This is a genomic window from Blastococcus sp. SYSU DS0539, from assembly GCF_054050855.1.
The window spans coordinates 82185-100721 of record NZ_JBJHAF010000004.1 but is presented as its reverse complement, the minus strand read 5'-3'; the positions used below and the strand labels follow the sequence as shown (position 1 = coordinate 100721).

General features: G+C 73.6%; 15 protein-coding genes. 12 read left to right on the top strand and 3 right to left on the bottom strand.

Annotated elements, in window-relative coordinates; all coding sequences use genetic code 11:
* Window positions 1-38: 38 nt before the first annotated feature.
* From ACI790_RS06690 to ACI790_RS06680, 3 genes are all read right to left on the bottom strand, one after another.
* Complete coding sequence (locus ACI790_RS06690) at window positions 39-1199, bottom strand: ATP-grasp domain-containing protein (RefSeq protein ID WP_456569012.1); 1161 nt, start codon at window positions 1197-1199, stop codon at window positions 39-41.
* 103 nt (window positions 1200-1302) lie between these two features.
* A complete protein-coding gene (gene murJ / locus ACI790_RS06685) occupies window positions 1303-2916 on the bottom strand; it encodes a murein biosynthesis integral membrane protein MurJ (RefSeq protein WP_456569197.1) in 1614 nt (537 codons plus the stop codon).
* Window positions 2917-2928: 12 nt separating this feature from the next.
* Window positions 2929-3108, bottom strand: a complete 180-nt coding sequence (locus tag ACI790_RS06680; RefSeq protein WP_456569011.1) for a hypothetical protein — start codon at window positions 3106-3108, stop codon at window positions 2929-2931.
* A gap of 154 nt (window positions 3109-3262) precedes the next feature.
* On the opposite strand from ACI790_RS06680, the gene crcB reads away from it, so the two are divergent.
* The 12 genes from crcB to ACI790_RS06620 all read left to right on the top strand — a co-directional run bounded on the left by crcB (window position 3263) and on the right by ACI790_RS06620 (window position 18120).
* On the top strand, window positions 3263-3706 hold the full coding sequence (gene crcB / locus ACI790_RS06675) for a fluoride efflux transporter CrcB (RefSeq protein WP_456569010.1): 444 nt from the start codon (window positions 3263-3265) through the stop codon (window positions 3704-3706).
* Window positions 3703-4059, top strand: a complete 357-nt coding sequence (locus ACI790_RS06670; RefSeq protein ID WP_456569009.1) for a fluoride efflux transporter FluC — start codon at window positions 3703-3705, stop codon at window positions 4057-4059. Before crcB ends, ACI790_RS06670 begins: the two co-directional genes overlap by 4 nt.
* A gap of 128 nt (window positions 4060-4187) precedes the next feature.
* Window positions 4188-5555, top strand: coding sequence for an alpha,alpha-trehalose-phosphate synthase (UDP-forming) (locus ACI790_RS06665; RefSeq protein WP_456569008.1), 1368 nt, complete (start codon window positions 4188-4190; stop codon window positions 5553-5555).
* Complete coding sequence (otsB, locus tag ACI790_RS06660; RefSeq protein ID WP_456569007.1) at window positions 5552-6289, top strand: trehalose-phosphatase; 738 nt, start codon at window positions 5552-5554, stop codon at window positions 6287-6289. Before ACI790_RS06665 ends, otsB begins: the two co-directional genes overlap by 4 nt.
* Window positions 6290-6589: 300 nt before the next feature.
* Entirely contained in the window at window positions 6590-8197 is a 1608-nt protein-coding gene (locus ACI790_RS06655) for a methyl-accepting chemotaxis protein (protein ID WP_456569006.1), read from the top strand.
* Window positions 8198-8443: 246 nt separating this feature from the next.
* Window positions 8444-10075: a methyl-accepting chemotaxis protein gene (locus ACI790_RS06650; protein ID WP_456569005.1), complete on the top strand. Its 1632-nt coding sequence runs from the start codon at window positions 8444-8446 to the stop codon at window positions 10073-10075.
* 369 nt (window positions 10076-10444) lie between these two features.
* Window positions 10445-12055 (top strand): methyl-accepting chemotaxis protein, encoded by a 1611-nt coding sequence (locus ACI790_RS06645; protein WP_456569004.1) that lies wholly within the window; start codon window positions 10445-10447, stop codon window positions 12053-12055.
* A 274-nt stretch (window positions 12056-12329) separates the two neighbouring features.
* Window positions 12330-13931 (top strand): methyl-accepting chemotaxis protein, encoded by a 1602-nt coding sequence (locus ACI790_RS06640; protein ID WP_456569003.1) that lies wholly within the window; start codon window positions 12330-12332, stop codon window positions 13929-13931.
* A gap of 160 nt (window positions 13932-14091) precedes the next feature.
* On the top strand, window positions 14092-16344 hold the full coding sequence (locus ACI790_RS06635) for a chemotaxis protein CheW (protein WP_456569002.1): 2253 nt from the start codon (window positions 14092-14094) through the stop codon (window positions 16342-16344).
* 1 nt (window position 16345) lies between these two features.
* Window positions 16346-16798 (top strand): chemotaxis protein CheW, encoded by a 453-nt coding sequence (locus tag ACI790_RS06630; protein WP_456569001.1) that lies wholly within the window; start codon window positions 16346-16348, stop codon window positions 16796-16798.
* Window positions 16799-16894: 96 nt separating this feature from the next.
* The gene (locus ACI790_RS06625; RefSeq protein WP_456569000.1) at window positions 16895-17071 is read left to right on the top strand and encodes a hypothetical protein; all 177 of its coding nucleotides are present in this window, start codon (window positions 16895-16897) and stop codon (window positions 17069-17071) included.
* 143 nt (window positions 17072-17214) lie between these two features.
* A complete protein-coding gene (locus ACI790_RS06620; protein ID WP_456568999.1) occupies window positions 17215-18120 on the top strand; it encodes a hypothetical protein in 906 nt (301 codons plus the stop codon).
* Window positions 18121-18537 lie beyond the last annotated feature (417 nt).

Below are 18537 nucleotides of genomic sequence, written 5' to 3'. Positions count from 1 at the left end.
GGCGACGACGGCGCGCCACGGCGGGTGGCCTGCCCGGCTCACCGGCGTCGCAGGAGTGCGCTCCCCCGGCGCAGGAGCCGCCGCTCCCGCAGGATCGTGAGGGCCGGACCGGGATCGCGCAGGTCCCAGACGCTGCCCGTGGCGCCGGGGAGCCAGCGCAGCACCGAGCCGAGGTCGCGGGCCAGGCCACCGCGCCGTTCGACCGCCGCCCGGCGCACGTCCCCCGCTGCCCAGGCGAACCGGACGCCCGTCGCGCCGTCCGGCAGGACCGGCACCTCCTCGCCCAGGGCGCGGCGACCCCAGGCATCGGGCAGGTTGGGGCCGGCGGCGACCGCGAGCGCCATGGAGCCGAAGAACCGGCCGTTGAGGTCGATGAGGTGCCGGGTGCCCGCGTGGTCCCGCAGGAACTGCAGCTGCACCAGTCCGGACCAGCCCAGCCCGGCCAGCAGCGCGGTCGCGCGGTCGGCCAGCTCCTCGTCGACGGGCACGGTGACCGCCCGGCAGGTCACCCCGCTCGGTGTGGGCCAGAGCGCGGTGGAGACCTGCTGCACCCGGCCGGTCAGCCGCCCGTCGAAGAGGCCGACGAGGGACTCCAGCACCCCGTCGACCGGCGCCTGGAGCACCGGCTCGAAACCCGAGTCCGACAGCAGGCGGACCCGGCCGCGGGCCGCCGCCACGTCCGCGTAGCGGCGGGCCTCGATGCGCAGCTCGTGCCGCTGGCCCGGGTGCCAGTGCGTCCGGCACTTGACGACGACCGGCCCGGGCCACGCATCGAGGGCGGCCGGCGTCGCGGGCTCCGTGCGGGGCGAGGGCAGCCCTGCGGTCGCGGCGCGGCCCGCGAGCCCGACCTTGTCCAGACCGGCCAGGACGACGTCGGCGGGCGGATGCGCCACCACGGTCGGGATGCGGTCGGCGTACGTGGCCAGCGCGGCGGCCCAGTCGTCCCCGCCGCCGAAGACGACGTCGTAGCCGCCGTCGTCGACGGCGCCGGCGACCGCCGCGACGAAGTCGGCGGCGTCGCCCCGCGGGCGGGGCACGACGTGCTGTCGCGCGCAGCCCCGGGTCGAGGTGACCATGCCGGTCCCGGTGGGGGTGCCGACCCCGACCGACCAGCCGGCCCGGTGCAGCGCCCGGACGGCGGTGAGGGAGCCACGGTCACGTGACGCGGTGACCACCAGCGCCTTCTTGGTCCGGGTCATCGGGTGGAGGCTAGCGATCGGAAGCGCGCCGGCGGACGCTGCGAGAACGCATTCGTACCGCTTCCGCCTCCCCCGGCGGGCGCACCCGGGGGTCCCGGGCGGCTCAGCGACGGCGCCGGCGGACCAGCCCGGCCGTCAGCGAGTACACGTCGGACGGCTCCGGTCCGCGCAGCGACGTGAGGACCAGGAGGTAGACCCCGGCCACGGCGGCACCGCCGGCGGCGAGCCGCAGAGCGGCCGTGGCGGCGCTGTCACCGTCGGGGAGCTGGGCGACGAGCGCGGCACCGGCCAGGCCGCCCAGGAGGGCGGCAGCCGCGGCCCTGGCGCTCGTCGCCGCGAGTCCGCCCAGGCCCACGGCGGCGTGCCGGCGGGCGAGCAGGACGACCGCGAGCACCGCCCCCAGCACCAGGGACAGGCTCGTCGAGCCGGCGAGCCCGGCGATGCCGAAGGCCACGCCGAGGGTGAGGTCGCCCGCCACGTTCACCACCATCACCAGGACGGCGACCAGCGTGGGTGCGCGACCGTCGCCCACGGCCAGGAACGCGCGCGAGGCAAGCGAGCGGACGGCGACACCGAGCACGGCGGCGGCGTAGAAGGCGACGGCGGAGGCGGTGGCCACCACGGCGGCCTCGTCGAACTCGCCGCGGCCGAAGAGCAGCTGGACCACGGGCCGCGCCAGCACGACGAGCACCGCCACGACGGGCATCAGCAGCGTCACCATCACCCGCAGGGCGCGGTCGACGAGCCGGCGCAGCTCGGCCCGGCGCTCGGGGATGCCGGCTTCGCTGAACGCGGGGTAGAGCGCGGCGACCACCGTCACGACCAGCAGGGAGTCCACCAGGTTGACCACCCGGAACCCCAGGCTGAGCGAGGTGATCACCCCCTCCCCCTGGCTCGAGCCGACCGCCCGGTCGACGAGGGTGTTGACGTTGAGCACCGCGCTGCCCACGAGCAGCGGGGGCGTCAGCCGGAGCACCTCTCGCACGTCCGGGTCGCGGAGGGACAGCCGGGGCCGGAGCCGGATGCCGGCCCGCCGGACCGCGGGCAGCTGAACCGCGAGGCGGGCGGCGGAGCCGACGACGAAGCCGACGGCCAGCGACTCGGCGCCGAAGCGCGGGCCGGCCCAGGCCGCGGCGGCGATCATCACCAGGTTGAAGGGGACGCCCTGCAGGCCGGAGGCGAAGAAGCGGCCGTGCGCCTGGCAGGCGGCGGCCAGGATGTCGGTCCCCGCGACGAACAGCGCGGCCACCAGGACGATGCGGGTGAGCTGGACGGCGAGGTCCGCCGTCGAGTCGTCGAAGCCGGGGGCGAGCACCCCGACGACCTGCTCCGCCGCCACGAACACCGTCACCGACCCGACGGTCAGGACCAGGGCCGTGAGGGTGAGCACGGTCTGCACCGTCCGGTTGGCGCGCTCCTGCTGACCGGCGGCGGCTGCCCGGGCCACCGACGGCACGACGGCGCGGGCCAGCGCGGTGGCCACCAGGGCCAGCACGAGGTTCATGACGCCCTGTGCCACGAGGTAGGCGTCGAGGACGGCGCCCGCCCCGAACACCGCCGCGATCACGGCGTCCCGGACGAAGCCGAGCACCTGGCTGACCGCGGTGAGCGAGACGAGCAGGGTGGCCGCCCGGGCGACGCGGCCCGATCGACCGGCCGTGCGAGGTGAGGGGGCGCCGCTTCCCGACGCCCGACCGTCGCCCGGCCCCCGGCGCACCACGCCGCCAACCTACCGGCCGTCGCGCGGCCCGACGGGCGACGTGACGTCCACCCGGGTCCTCGAGGTCAGCGCGATCGATCGCTTGCCGCGGTCGAGCAGCGACGTGGCACCGGGCGAGCCGAGCAGACCCCCGCGGGCACCCTCCCGGTCGATGCGCACCACGTCGGCGCCCGGGGCGGCCAGCAGCATCCCGCAGAACGAGCCCGACCCAGCCCGGCGAGGTCGGCGACCCGCACGCCCTCCAGCGGACCCACGGCGTCCTCCTCTGTCCCGGGCCACCGGCGTGCGACCCTTCGGGAGGGCGTGCTGCCCGACGCCGGATCGGGAGGGAGAGGCAGGTCACATGGCCTACCTGCTCGCGGCACTGGGCGGTGCGCTGGGCTCCCTGGCCCGCTGGGGGCTCGCCGAGGCGCTGCCCTCCTCCCCCGCCGGCTGGCCCTGGCCGACCCTGTCGGTGAACCTCACCGGCTGCCTCCTCCTGGGGGCGCTGCTGGCGCTCCTCGCCGTCCGCTCCCCCGAGCCGGCCTGGGTGCGGCCGTTCCTCGGAGTAGGCGTGCTCGGCGGCTACACGACCTACTCGGCGTTCGCCGTCGAGGTGGTCCGGCTGGTCGACGGCGGGGCGCCCGTGCCGGCGGTGGGCTACGTGCTCGCCTCCGTGGTGGGGGGCGTTGCGGCGGTCGTCCTGGGTGCGCACCTGGTCCGGTGGGCGGGGCCGCCGGGCGGGCGGTCGGGTGACCGGCCGGTCCGGCGCTCGGCCGGCCGCGCCGTCGGGCGGTCGGCCCGGTGACGGCCCTGCTGGTGGCCCTGGGGGCAGCGGCGGGTGCTCCGCTGCGCCTGCTCGCCGCCCGGGTCGCGGGCCGGGCCGGGCGCGATCCCGCACCGGGGACCCTCGTGGTCAACGTGGCCGGCAGCGCGGTCCTGGGCCTGCTCCTCGGCCTGGCGGCCGTCCCGGCCGGCGTCGTGGCGCTGGTGGGGACGGGCTTCTGCGGCGCGCTGACCACCTTCTCCACGTTCGGCGCCGACGTCGTCCGCCTGCTGGACGAGCGGGGGATCGGCCGGGCGCTGGGCTACCTCGTCGCCACGCTGGTGCTCGGCCTCGGTGCGGCGGCCGGCGCTTACCTGGTGGCGGGGGCACTCTGACGGCCACCACTCCCCCGGACTGCTGATTCGCGCGGCCACGTGGCGCGCGGACCCGGTCCTCTGGATAGGGTCGGGGCGGTATGGCCGAGAACACGGGAGACAGCGTCGGGGCGAACAGCCCTGTGGTCGTGGTTGCCAACCGGCTTCCGGTGGACCAGGTCACCGACCCCGACGGCAGCACCCGGTGGCAGCGGAGCCCCGGCGGGCTGGTCACCGCCCTGGAGCCGTTCGTCGCCGGGCGCGGTGGCGCATGGGTCGGCTGGTCGGGATCGGCCGGCGACGCACCCGAGCCGTTCGAGTCCGGCGGGATGTCATTGATCCCCGTCCCCCTCAGCGAGGACGAGGTCGACCGCTACTACGAGGGCATGTCGAACGCGTCCCTGTGGCCGCTGTACCACGACGTGGTCGAGAAGCCGGAGTACCACCGGGCCTGGTGGGACACCTACGTGCAGGTCAACAAGCGGTTCGCGGAACGCGCCGCGGCGGTGGCCGCCGAGGGCGCCATCGTCTGGGTGCACGACTACCAGCTGCAGCTGGTCCCGGCGATGCTGCGGCAGAGCCGACCCGACCTGACCATCGGCTTCTTCCTGCACATCCCCTTCCCGCCGTACGAGCTGTTCACCCAGCTGCCCTGGCGTTCGGCGATCGTCGAGGGCCTGCTCGGTGCCGACCTGGTCGGTTTCCAGCGGCCGTCCGCGGCCACGAACTTCGTCCAGCTCGCCCGGCGGCTGCACGACCTGACCTGCCGTCGGAACCAGATCGAATACGACGGGCGGGTGGTCACCGCCCGGGCCTTCCCGATCTCCATCGACGTCAGCGCGTTCGACGACCTGGCCCGCACCCCCGAGGTGCTCCGGCGCGCGAGGGAGATCCGGGCGGAGCTGGGCAACCCGAGCAAGATCATCCTCGGTGTCGACCGGCTGGACTACACCAAGGGCATCGGCGTACGGCTCAGCGCTTTCGAGGAGCTGCTCGAGGACGGCGCCGTCGAGGCGCCCGACACCGTGCTCGTCCAGGTCGCCACGCCCAGCCGCGAGCGGGTCGAGCACTACGTGCACATGCGCGAGACGATCGAGCAGCAGGTCGGCCACATCAACGGCGTCTACGGCTCGATCGCCGGCCCGGCCGTGCACTACTTCAACCAGTCGATGCCGCGCGAAGAGCTCGCCGCCCTCTACCGCGCCGCCGACGTCATGCTCGTGACCCCCTACCGGGACGGCATGAACCTCGTGGCCAAGGAGTACGTCGCCGCGCGCGGTGATCTCGGCGGCGCGCTGGTGCTCTCCGAGTTCGCCGGGGCCGCGGCGGAGCTCCGGCAGGCGTTCCTCGTCAACCCGCACGACATCGCCGGGGTCAAGAACCAGCTGGTCCGCGCGCTCCGCATCGAGCCGGACGAGGCGGCCAAGCGGATGCGCGCCATGCGCCGCCACCTGTTCAAGAACGACCTCGAGCACTGGGCCAGTTCCTTCTTCGACGCCCTCAAGGGCCAGGCGTGACCTCCGCCGTCGCGGACGCCGCGCTGGCGGCCCTGGCCGGACGGCGACCGCTGCTGGTGGCCAGCGACTACGACGGCGTCCTCGCCCGGCTGCGGGACGACCCGGCGGCGGCCGTGCCGGAACCCGGGGTCGCCGAGGCGCTGGCCCGGCTGGCCGCGGTCGACGGCGTGACCGTGGCGCTGGTCAGCGGCCGTGGCGTCGACGACCTGCGCCGGACGAGCAGACTGGAGGGCCCCTTCCGCTGGGTGGGCAGCCACGGGGCGGAGTTCGACGGTCCGCTCACGGAAGCGGACGCCGGGCGGCGGGACGAGCTGGCCCGGCGGCTGGCCCCGCTCGTCGAGGGCACGCCCGGTGCCCGGCTGGAGGTCAAGCCGGCCAGCGTGGCGGTCCACGTCCGCCAGGTCACCGATCGCGACCGGGCCGCCGCTCTGCTCGCGGAGGCCCGCGAGGTGGCCGATTCGTCACTGACGCTGAAGCCGGGCAAGGACGTGCTCGAGATCGCCGTCACCGATGCGCACAAGGGCGGCGCGCTGCGGCGGCTGGTCGAGGAGCTGGGTGCGGCGGCAGCCGTCTACCTGGGCGACGACGTCACCGACGAGGACGGCTTCCGTGCGCTCGGACCGGACGACGTGACGATCAAGGTGGGCGACGGCGAGACGGCCGCCCGCTACCGGGTCGCCGGGCCGGAGGCCGTGGTCGACCTCCTCGGCACCCTCGCCGACCGGCTGCGCTGACCTCCGCGCCCGCGTGTCGGGTGGCGCGCCCGATGACCGTTCCGCGCGCCGCTGGTCATCGCTTCCTCGACGTCGAGGATTCCCGGATATCCGCAGGACGTCCCGGAAATGGTCGAGCCGGACGCTCGGTGACCATTCCGTCCGTGTCGACACATGACGCGCCGCCATTCGATGACCCCGTGGCCGCATAACGATCCTTTCGCGGAGTTTGCGGAGCGCATCGCCCGGTCGTTGGAGTGACAACAATGACGGCGTCGCCACACCGGCGGCGATGGCATCCTCTTCCCTGGACGGTCACCCGTGAGCACACCTCTCCCCTCCCCCGTCGCCCGGCGGCGTGCCGGGTGGTTCGCCGACCGCCGCCTCGCGACGAAGTTCGGCATCCTCGTCGGCGTCGTGGTGCTGGCCCTCGGTGGCCTGCTCGCCGCCGTCCTCATCGGGATGTCGTCGGTCCGCGAGGCGAACACCGAGTCGGCGGAGCTGAACCATGCGGAGAAGCTGGTGCTCCAGCTCGACACGCGGGCCAGCGAGCTCAAGGTCGACGGCTTCAAGGCCGTCACCCGCCCCGACCCGGCCGAGCAGCTCGCGGAGCTGGCAGACGACATCGCCACCCCCGAGGCGCTGCTGGACGAGCTGGCCACCATCGAGATCGAGGGCGAGGCCGCCGAGGCGGTCGCCGGCCTGGCCGACAGCTACGGCGCCTACACCGACGCCATCACCCTGTTCGTCGACGCCGCCGTCGCCGACCAGACCGCCGCCCGGCTCCGCTGGGAGGAGATCCAGGCCGCCAACGACCTGACCGACGGTGCGGTCAGCGACGCGAAGGACGCTCTCGCCGCCCAGAGCGCCCAGGCCCAGACCCGCCTCGACGAGGCCATCGGCTCCGCCGTGACGCAGAGCATCGTGGTCGCAGCCGTCGCCGTCCTGGCCGTCCTCGGCCTCAGCGTGCTGACCATGCGGTCGGTGACCCGCCCGGTGGAGCGCGTCAAGCGGTCGCTGGAGGCCCTGGCGAAGGGTGACATGACCGTCCTGACGGACGTCGACTCGCACGACGAGGTCGGGCAGATGGCGGCCTCGCTCGACGCCGCCCGGACGAGCCTGCGTGGCGTCCTCGCCTCGGTCGCCGACTCGGCCACCGCCGTGGCGGCGTCGTCGGAGGAACTGAGCGCGTCCTCGGCGCAGATCGCGGCGTCCGCGGAGGAGACCTCCGCGCAGTCCGGTGTCGTGGCCGGCGCCGCGGAGGAGGTCTCGCGCAGCGTGGAGACCGTCGCGGCCGGTGCCGAGCAGATGGGGGCCTCGATCCGGGAGATCGCCAGCAACGCAGCGGAGGCGTCCGAGGTGGCCATGCGGGCGGTGACCGCGGCGGAGACGACGACGGCGACGGTGGCGAAGCTGGGGGAGTCCTCGGCGGAGATCGGCAACGTCGTCAAGGTGATCACCTCGATCGCGGAGCAGACGAACCTGCTGGCGCTGAACGCCACGATCGAGGCCGCCCGGGCCGGGGAGGCCGGGAAGGGTTTCGCGGTGGTGGCCAACGAGGTCAAGGAGCTGGCGCAGGAGACGGCGAAGGCGACCGAGGACATCGCCAAGCGGGTGCTGGCAATCCAGGGCGACACCACGGCGGCGGTGGCGGCCATCGGCGAGATCAGCTCGATCGTCGCGCAGATCTCCGACCGGCAGACCACCATCGCCTCCGCGGTGGAGGAGCAGACCGCGACGACCAGCGAGATGTCGCGCTCGGTGACCGAGGCCGCCGGCGGGACGACCGAGATCGCCGCCAACATCACCGGCGTCTCCACCGCGGCGGACTCGACCACCCAGGCGCTGGCCCAGACCCGGGTCGCGGTCGACGAGCTGTCCCGGATGGCCGCCGACCTGCGCACCACGGTGGGGAGCTTCGTCTACTGACAGCCGGCGACCAGAGGTCGCACCCGAGGACAAACGAGCGGAGCGTCCGGCCATGCGGCCGGGCGCTCCGCCCGCATTCCCCGCCGTACTCGGGAACTCCCGAGGTCGACATATCGGCCGGACAGACAATGGTCGGTCAGTTATCTGGGCGGCAGCTCGCGACACGATTACCTGAGCGCTGAAACAAATGGTCGGGAAAGCCATCATCTGCTCGTACCGCCCGCCGACCCGAGGGATGACACGAGCATGTCCGCACCACGGCACGACGCCCGCCAGAGGCACTGGTATCGCGACCGGGGGATCGCCACCCGGATCCTCGCCGTCAGCGCTGCCCTGCTGCTGGGCACGATCGCCGCTACCGTCACCGGGATCACGGGCACCCAGCGCGTGGCCGATCTCCATGCCGAGGCGCGGGACGCCGTCGCCGCCCAGCGGGCCGTGGAGTCGGCACGCTACGACCTGCTGTGGGCGGCGAACTGGCAGAACATCACCGCCTGGAAGGCCCGGGTCGACGGCGGTGCGGTCGCCGCCGCGCCCGACGGCGACAACGTCGCCGCCTACCGCGACGGCGCCGCCGGCTTCGAGGCCCTCTTCGACCTCGACCGCGACCAGCTGGACGCCGCCGCCGAGGCCAGCCTCGAGGTGATCGAGCAGAACTGGGCCGTGATGAGCGACTACAACGACCGGATCTTCCTGCTGTGGCAGCAGGGGCTGCTCGACGAGGGGGACGCCCTCTCGCAGGGCGAGAAGTGGGACGTCTTCTACGTGCTCGACCAGGCGATGGTGGAGCTGGTCGCGTCGGTGGACGCCCGCGTCGCGGAGGCGGAGGCCGCGGTCGTCGACGCGCGCACCGGGACGCGGGTGGTCTCGATGGTGGTCTTCGCGATCGCCTTCCTGGTCGGCGGAGGCCTGGCCTGGTTCGTCTCCCGGGGCATCGTGCGTGGGGTTCGTACCGTCAAGGTGGGCCTGGAGGAGCTGGCCGGCAACGACCTCACCGTCCGGCTCCCCGTCCGCGGGCGGGACGAGATCGGCCAGATGGCGGCGGCGCTCAACACGGCCGCGGCGGCGATGTCCACCGCGGTCACCGAGATCGTCGCCTCGGCGGACGCGGTGGCCGCGTCGTCGGAGGAGCTGAGCGCCTCGTCGGCGCAGATCGCGGGGTCGGCGGAGGAGACGTCGGCGCAGTCCGGCGTGGTGGCCGGTGCCGCCGAGGAGGTGTCGCGGAGCGTCGCGACGGTGGCCGCGGGTGCGGAGCAGATGGGGGCGTCGATCCGGGAGATCGCGCAGAACGCGGCCGAGGCCAGTGAGGTGGCTGCGCGTGCGGTGACCGCGGCGGAGACGACGACGGCGACGGTGGCGAAGCTGGGGGAGTCCTCGGCCGAGATCGGCGACGTCGTCAAGGTGATCACCTCGATCGCCGAGCAGACGAACCTGCTGGCGCTGAACGCCACCATCGAGGCCGCCCGGGCCGGTGAGGCGGGCAAGGGCTTCGCGGTGGTGGCCAACGAGGTCAAGGAGCTGGCCCAGGAGACGGCGAAGGCGACCGAGGACATCGCCAAGCGGGTCCTGGCGATCCAGGGCGACACCACCGCCGCGGTCGCGGCCATCGGCGAGATCTCCCAGATCGTCGCGCAGATCTCCGACCGGCAGACCACCATCGCCAGCGCGGTGGAGGAGCAGACGGCGACGACGAACGAGATGGGCCGGTCGGTGCAGGAAGCGGCCGGCGCGACCACGGAGATCGCCGCCAACATCGCCGGCGTCTCCACCGCAGCGGACTCGACCACCCAGGCGCTGATGCAGACCCGGGTCGCGGTGGACGAGCTGTCCCGGATGGCCGCCGACCTGCGCACCACGGTCGGCACGTTCACCTACTGATGCACACCGCACCCCGTGCCCGGGTGCTGCCCGACGTCTGTCGCGTCGGGCAGTGCCCGGGAATTGGCCTCCGCCCCAGCGTCGGGAGGTCCACCTACTGACGGCCCATCGCCGCCGACGCACGGCTGCGCGGCGCCGTGCGGTGGAGAGGTCGAGCGGAATTGGGCCGCGAGAAAAGGAGGCGTGACATCAAGTCGACACGGACAATGCGGTCACCGATCTTTTTCCCGCGCGATGCACGACACGGATGACGTTCCGCCCGTTCTTGATCCGCCAAACCCTACTTTTCTGTCGTCAGAACAGCGAGCGCACCGATCCGGCCGAGGAAGTCCGGAACGAGCGCCATTCCCCACCGCCCCGGGAGAAGTCATGTCCGCCGCCACCACCGCACCAGGCGCCGGTCGGGCCGGCTGGTTCGCCAGCCGGCCCGTCGGGCTGAAGATCGGCGCCGCGATCGCCGTGCTGGTCGTCGTCGCCGTCTCGATGACCGTCATCGCGGTCACGCGGATCGGCAGCCTCAGCACGGCCGCTGACCGGATCAACGGGAACGTCGTCTCCCTCGCCGAACTCGCCAACATCCAGCGGTCCTGGCAGGGCGACCGGTCCCGCTACAACACCTACCCGCTGGCCGACCCGCAGACCCGCCAGGCGCTGCGGGCGGACCTGGCGGAGCGCCGGACCACGATCGACGGTCAGCTCGACGCCTACGCCGCCGTGACGGTCAACCGGGAGTCGTTCGACGAGTTCCGTGCCACGGTCGAGGACTACTACGCGGTCGCCGACGCGCAGCTGCTGCCGGCGGCCGACGCGGGTGACATCGCGACCGCGACCCGGGTCATCACCGGCCCGCTCCAGGACCGTTCGGACGTCCTCATGGACCAGTACAACGGAATGCAGGAGCGCCGGGTGGCGGCCGGGCAGACAGACACCGACGAGGCGCAGGTCATCGCAGAGACCTCGGTCCTCGTCCTGTGGACCGCGCTCGCGATCGGCGTCGTGCTGGCCGGCGCCCTCGCGCTCTACGTCGTTCGGCAGATCGTCCGCACCGTCCGCTCCGTGCAGACCTCCGTGGAGGCGCTGGCTGCCGGGGACCTGACCGTGCGCCCGGAGGTCACCTCGGGCGACGAGCTGGGCCGGATGGCCCAGGCGCTCGCCGTCGCCCAGGACAACCTGCGCGACGTCCTGGCCTCGGTGGCCGGCTCCGCGGACGCGGTGGCGGCCAGCAGCGAGGAGTTGAGCGCCAGCTCGGCGCAGATCTCGGCGTCGGCGGAGGAGACGTCGGCGCAGTCGGGTGTGGTGTCGGGTGCGGCGGAGGAGGTCTCGCGCAGCGTGCAGACCGTCGCGGCGGGTGCCGAGCAGATGGGGGCCTCGATCCGGGAGATCGCGACCAACGCCGCCGAGGCCAGTGAGGTGGCTGCGCGTGCGGTGACCGCGGCGGAGACGACGACGGCGACGGTGGCGAAGCTGGGGGAGTCCTCGGCGGAGATCGGCAACGTCGTGAAGGTGATCACCTCGATCGCGGAGCAGACGAACCTGCTGGCGCTGAACGCCACCATCGAGGCCGCCCGGGCCGGTGAGGCCGGGAAGGGCTTCGCGGTGGTGGCCAACGAGGTCAAGGAGCTGGCCCAGGAGACGGCGAAGGCGACCGAGGACATCGCCAAGCGGGTGCTGGCGATCCAGGGCGACACCACCGCCGCGGTCGCGGCCATCGGCGAGATCAGCTCGATCGTCGCGCAGATCTCCGACCGGCAGACCACCATCGCCTCCGCGGTGGAGGAGCAGACCGCGACGACCAGCGAGATGTCCCGCTCGGTGCAGGAGGCCGCCGGTGGCACGACGCAGATCGCGGAGAACATCTCCGGGGTCTCCTCGGCTGCGGACTCCACCACCCAGGCGTTGACCCAGACCCGGGTCGCGGTCGACGAGCTGTCCCGGATGGCCGCCGGCCTGCGCACCACGGTCGGCAGGTTCACCTACTGATCGCACCCCGTTCCACCGCGACGCCGGTGGCGACCGTCCACCGGTCGCCACCGGCGTTCGCATTCTGCGGGTGGCATCGCAGGAATGGTGGCATGTCGACATCCGAGGAACGGTCACCCGCCATTCTTGGCGCCCGGATCGGGACACGCCGCGGATGTCTACGAAACGATCTGCATCCGACCTATCCTCACGTGCCTGCCGATGATCCGACAATGGCGTGGAACACGGCCGCGCACCATTCAATCCACACACCGATATGCTCTGGAGCACCGTCATGCGCGCGTCCCCACCTCCGTCCGGCGGCTCCTCGTCGGGCTGGTTCTCGAACCGTTCCGTCGCGACGCGCATCCTGGCGGCGGTCGGCATCGCCTCGGTCACCGCGGTCGGGATCGGCACGCTGGCCGTGGAGGACCTGCTCGAGCTGCGAGACGTGCGGAACCAGGAACTCAGCACGGCGATGCCCTACCTGAACGCCCTGCACGACATCGGGCTCTCGGCGAAGGCGATCGCGAACGACGAGCGCGGTTACCTGCTCACCGGTGACGTGGAGTTCCTGTCCGGGATCGACGAGCGGCTGGCGAAGGTCGACGACCACCTGGCCGAGGCCCGCGCGGCCGCCACCGGCGACCAGGGCGGCTACCTCGACGAGCTGGAGGCGGGGCTGGACGCCTGGTCGGCCGGCCTGCAGGCGGAGTTCGACCTCTTCGCGCGGGATCGCGCCGCCGCGATCGCGGTCGCCTTCGACGAGACGCGTGAGCTCCGGAAGGTCTACGAGGAGGACCTCGCGGTCGGGCTGGAGGAGGCCAACGCTGCGCTCCTGGCCGGCGCCTCGTACGAGGAGACCGTCTCCACGGCGGTGCGGTGGACGGTCGTCCTGTGCACGGTCGGGGTGCTGCTGGCGATCGGTCTCGGCTACGCCGTGGCACGCGCGGTCCGGCGGAACCTGTCCCGGCTGCAGGGCGCGGTCGACCGGCTGGCGGGGGGCGACCTGACGGTCACCTCCGGCCTCGACCAGGACGACGAGATCGGCCGGACCGCCAGGTCGCTGGACGACGCCCTCGGCCAGTTGCGCACGGTGATGGCCGGCGTGGCGGCCTCGGCCGACGCGGTGGCGGCGAGCAGCGAGGAGTTGAGCGCCAGCTCGGCGCAGATCTCGGCGTCGGCGGAGGAGACGTCGGCGCAGTCGGGTGTGGTGTCGGGTGCGGCGGAGGAGGTCTCGCGCAGCGTGCAGACCGTCGCGGCGGGTGCCGAGCAGATGGGGGCCTCGATCCGGGAGATCGCGACCAACGCCGCCGAGGCCAGCGAGGTGGCTGCGCGCGCGGTGACCGCGGCGGAGACGACGACGGCGACGGTGGCGAAGCTGGGGGAGTCCTCGGCGGAGATCGGCAACGTCGTGAAGGTCATCACGAGCATCGCGGAGCAGACGAACCTGCTGGCGCTGAACGCCACGATCGAGGCCGCCCGGGCCGGGGAGGCGGGCAAGGGTTTCGCGGTGGTGGCCAACGAGGTCAAGGAGCTGGCGCAGGAGACGGCGAAGGCGACCGAGGACATCGCCAAGCGGGTGCTGGCGATCCAGGGCGACACCACGGCGGCGGTGGCGGCCATCGGGGAGATCAGCTCGATCGTCGCGCAGATCTCCGACCGGCAGACCACCATCGCCAGCGCGGTGGAGGAGCAGACCGCGACGACGAACGAGATGTCCCGCTCGGTCCAGGAGGCCGCCGGTGGCACGACGCAGATCGCGGAGAACATCTCCGGGGTCTCCTCGGCTGCGGACTCCACCACCCAGGCGTTGACCCAGACCCGGGTCGCCGTCGACGAGCTGTCCCGGATGGCCGCCGACCTGCGCACCACGGTCGGCACGTTCACCTACTGACCACCCCTGGCGACCGCGACCGGTGGTCGGTCGTGGTCGCCAGGCTGCCGATAACACGACCGGCGCTCCCCGTCGGCGGCTTCTCCTCGAATCCGCCGGCGGGCCGCCGAGGACCCAGCGGGGACGACTGCGCCCCGTCGCAACCAGAGAGAAGGCAACTGTGGACGGTCTGGACGACATCGTCGAGGAGTTCCTCGTCGAGAGCCACGAGAACCTCGACCAGCTCGACACGGACCTGGTGGCGCTCGAGCAGGAGCCGAACTCCCGCGAGCGGCTGTCGAGCATCTTCCGGACCATCCACACCATCAAGGGCACCAGCGGCTTCCTGGCCTTCAACCGGCTGGAGGAGGTCACCCACGTCGGCGAGAACATGCTCTCCCGGCTGCGGGACGGCGAGCTCGCGCTGACGCCGAACCGCACCAGCGTCCTGCTGCTGATGGTCGACACCGTCCGGTCCCTGCTGGCCTCCATCGAGGCCAGCGGCGGCGAGGGCTCCGTGGACGTCTCCGCCGTCGTCGGCGCCATCAGCGCCGCCATGGAGGACGCCCCGGTCGCGGACGCTGCCCCCGCTCCCGTCGTCGACGACCTGCCCGAGGAGCCGCCGGCGCCGGCTGCCGCCGTCGCGGAGCACGCGGTGCCCGAGCCCGCCGTCGCCGACCACGACGAGGCCGAGGCGCCCGCCGCCGACGCCGCCGGTGGCCAGGCCCGCCGCGCCGTCGCCGACAGCACCATCCGGGTGGACGTCGACCTGCTCGACGAGCTGATGCTGCTCGTCGGCGAGCTGGTGCTCACCCGCAACCAGATCGTGCAGAACGTCGCGCGGCAGACCGACACCGACCTGATCCGCGCCTCCCAGCGGCTCAACCTCATCGCCAGCGAGCTGCAGGAGGGCGTCATGAAGACACGCATGCAGCCCATCGACCACATCTGGTCCAAGCTGCCGCGCGTCGTCCGCGACCTCGGCCTCCAGCTGGAGAAGTCGATCCGCCTGGAGATGGAGGGCCGGGACACCGAGCTCGACAAGACCCTGCTCGAGGCGGTCAAGGACCCGCTGACCCACCTGGTGCGCAACTCCGTCGACCACGGCATCGAGGCGCCGGAGGACCGGAGGAAGGCCGGCAAGCCCACCGAGGGCGTGCTCACCCTCCGCGCGCGCCACGAGAGCGGCCAGGTCGTGGTCGAGGTGGCCGACGACGGCGCCGGCATCGACCCGGCCAAGCTCGGCGCCAAGGCGGTCCAGCGCGGCCTGCTCACCCAGGACGCGCTGTCCCGGATGAGCCCGGCGGACGTCCTCCAGCTGATCTTCCTGCCCGGGTTCTCCACCGCCGCGGCGGTCACCAACGTCTCCGGCCGCGGCGTCGGCATGGACGTCGTCAAGACCAACATCGAGTCCATCGGCGGCACCATCGAGGTCGAGTCCGACGCGGGCGTGGGCACCGTCTGCCGGCTGCGCATCCCGCTGACGCTGGCGATCGTCCCGGCGCTGACCGTCGAGTGCGCCGCCGACCGCTACGCGATCCCGCAGATCAGCCTGCAGGAGCTCGTCAGCCTGGACGCCGAGAAGGCGGCCCACGCCGTCGAGGAGGTCGGCGGTGCGCCGGTCTACCGGCTGCGCGGCGAGCTCCTGCCGCTCGTCCGGCTCACCGACGTCCTCGGCCTCACCTCCGAGCGGCACGACGGTCACGTGGTCATCGCGGTCCTGCGCTCAGAGGGCCGCCGCTTCGGGCTGGTCGTCGACCGGGTCATCAACACCGAGGAGATCGTCGTCAAGGCCGTGGGCGGTCAGCTCAAGGCCATCGGCCTCTACTCGGGGGCGACCGTCCTCGGGGACGGCACCGTGGCGCTGATCCTCGACGTGCAGGCGCTCGCCCGCCGCGCGCTGCGGACCGAGACCACCGACCGCCAGGAGGCCCGCGCCGGCTCCCTGCAGATCGCGGCCGCCGAGACCGAGCGGCAGCGGATGCTCCTGGCCGCCATCGGCGGTGGCCGCCGGGTCGCCATCCCGCTCGACACCGTCACCCGCCTCGAGCAGGTGCGCGCCGACTCGGTGGAGAAGGTCGGCAACCGGGAGGTCGTGCAGTACCGCGGCGCGATCCTGCCGATCGTCCGGCTGGACCGGCACCTGGGCGCCTACGGCGAGAGCGACCGCGAGGTGCTCGAGGTCATCGTCTACACCGACCACGGCCGCAGCGTCGCGATCGTCGTCGAGGAGATCCTCGACATCGTCGACGGCGAGGCCGCGGTGCGCAGCGACATCGACGACATGGGCCTGCTCGGCTCCGCCGTCCTCGGCGACCGGGTGACCGAGCTGCTCGACGTCCGGGCCGCCATCCTCGCCGCCGACCCGCAGTTCTACTCGGCCCACCCCTCCTCGGCGCCGTCCGGCGTCTCCGACTCCCTGCTGGAGGTCTGACGTGACCGCTCCGACCCGCCCGCTCGCGCCCGCGACCAGCGGCCAGCTGGCCACCTTCCGGCTGGACGGCGACCTGTACGGCATCGAGGTCGAGCACGTGCAGGAGGTGCTGCGCAGCCAGCAGCTCACCCGCGTGCCGCTCGCCCCCACGGCCGTCGCCGGCCTGATCAACCTGCGTGGCCAGGTGGTCACCGCGATCGAGCTGCGCGAGCGGCTCGGCCGCCCGCCGCGGCCCGCGGGGACGGACCCAGTCGTGATCGTCGTCCGGCTGCACGGTGAGGCCGTGAGCATGCTGGTCGACTCCATCGCCGACGTCGTGGACGTCGACGCCGGCGACTTCGAGGCGCCGCCGGACACGCTCGAGGGCCAGGCCCGCGACCTCATCCGCGGCGCCTACAAACTCGACGGGAAGCTGCTGCTGGCCCTGGACGTCCAGAAGGCCGTCAGCGCCTAGCGACGCACGAGCGGCGGGGAGGCCGGACCTCCCCGCCGCTCACGCGTACCCGGGGTCGCCGAGCGGACCGCCGTCCTCACCGCGAGCACCGCCGTCGTGCTGGCCGCGGCCGGCGGAGTCGCCGTCGCCACCGCCGGGAGTGACGGCGAGGACGAGCTCGCCCACCCGGGCACCGTGGCCGGCGACGCCGGTGTGCTCGGTACCGAGGTGGCGGACGACGACGACAGCGACGACGACCGAGTCAGCACCCCGGGGGAGGGGAAGGCTACATAGCGTCACCTATTGCTGACGGTGCACCTTGCGACACGCGCAGTAGGCGGAGCGGGCTGCAGCGATCGGGTGACGCGGGCATGGCGCCCGCACCGCCGGGCAGTCAGCATGGGTCGACCTGTTCCCGGAGCCGTGGAGGCGCTGCCGTGCCGTACTCGCTGGTCAGCACCGCCACCCTGGGCTTCGACCTCGTGCGCCTGCCCGCCGGCCGCTCGGTCGCCGAGGTGCTCCTCGCCGGCCTGGGGGCGGACGAGGCCGCGCTCTCCCGGCTGGCCGCGGTGCACCCCGCCCGCGGGCTGGACCGCGAGCGCCGCGGGGTGCGCGCCGTCCGCTCCCGCCGGGCGCGCGAGATGGCCGCGGGCGTGCCGCACGTGCGCTCGGCCGCCGACGCCGGCGGGGGCGAGGGCAACCGGGCGGCGCTGCTGGTGGCCCAGCTCGAGCAGGGGACCATCGGCGACGCCCCGACGCTGGAGCGGCTGCTCCGCGAGGACGTCCTCGGCGCCGAGCACCCGCTGCGCGCCGGGTGGGACGCCGGCGAGTGGGACGAGGCGGCCGACGTGTTGGCCGACGCGGCCGTGGGCTTCTGGGCGGCCGGGGTGCTCCCGCCGCTGGTTCGCCGGGACCTCACCGCCGCGTTCGACCGCGCCGCCGACGCCGGCCCACTGGCCGGGCCCGGGTCCTGGGGGCTGGGCCCCGCGGCGGACGAGCTGACCGGCTTCCTCTCCGCCGTCCGCGACCTCGACGACGCCGGCCGGACCCGCTGGCGGATCGCCGTCGACGAGGGCCGGGCCGAGCGGCGCCCCTGGGCGACCGCGATGCACGAGGCCTCCTGGGGCGCCCACGTGTCGGGCCGCATCCGCGCGCTGGCCGCGGCCCAGCTGCTCGCCGTCCAGGCGTTCCTCGACGGCGGCTTCGACCTGCACGACGGCGCGGCGGGCGTGTGGAACGCCGTCTCCGGGTGCGTGCAGGCGATCGTCGTCGACGACCTCCTGGGCCACGACGCCGTCGCCCTCCTCCGCGCCCCCGGGCGCCGGGTCGCCGCGCTCGCCTGACCTGCCCGCGGCGCAGGGCGCCGCACGGCATTCCGGCAGGTCGGCCGCCATTTCCGCGGCACATGTCGACAACGGTCGGGCGAGTCGTCGAATGCCCCCGTGTCGACAATTCTCGACGGCGAGAAGATAGGGCCGCACCTTCTGCGTGTCGCCTGTAGTCCGGCCGTCCCCGGCCGAGAATCTCCCCGGTAGCACCAGCCCGCCGCCCCCGTTCCCCGCCATTCCCGGGAATGCGTCGCGCGGCGGTCGAGCGGCAGTTCCGCCGCGCGCCGGTGCCGCTGCACGACATCCTCGTCGGCCATCTCCCGCGCCATTCGGGAGATGCCGGATGCCGTACCGCCGAAGGCCTCAAGTCGAGGGCGGGAATGCCGATACAGACAACAGCCCGCCGGTCGGCGCGGGCAGGGGCCAGGAGGA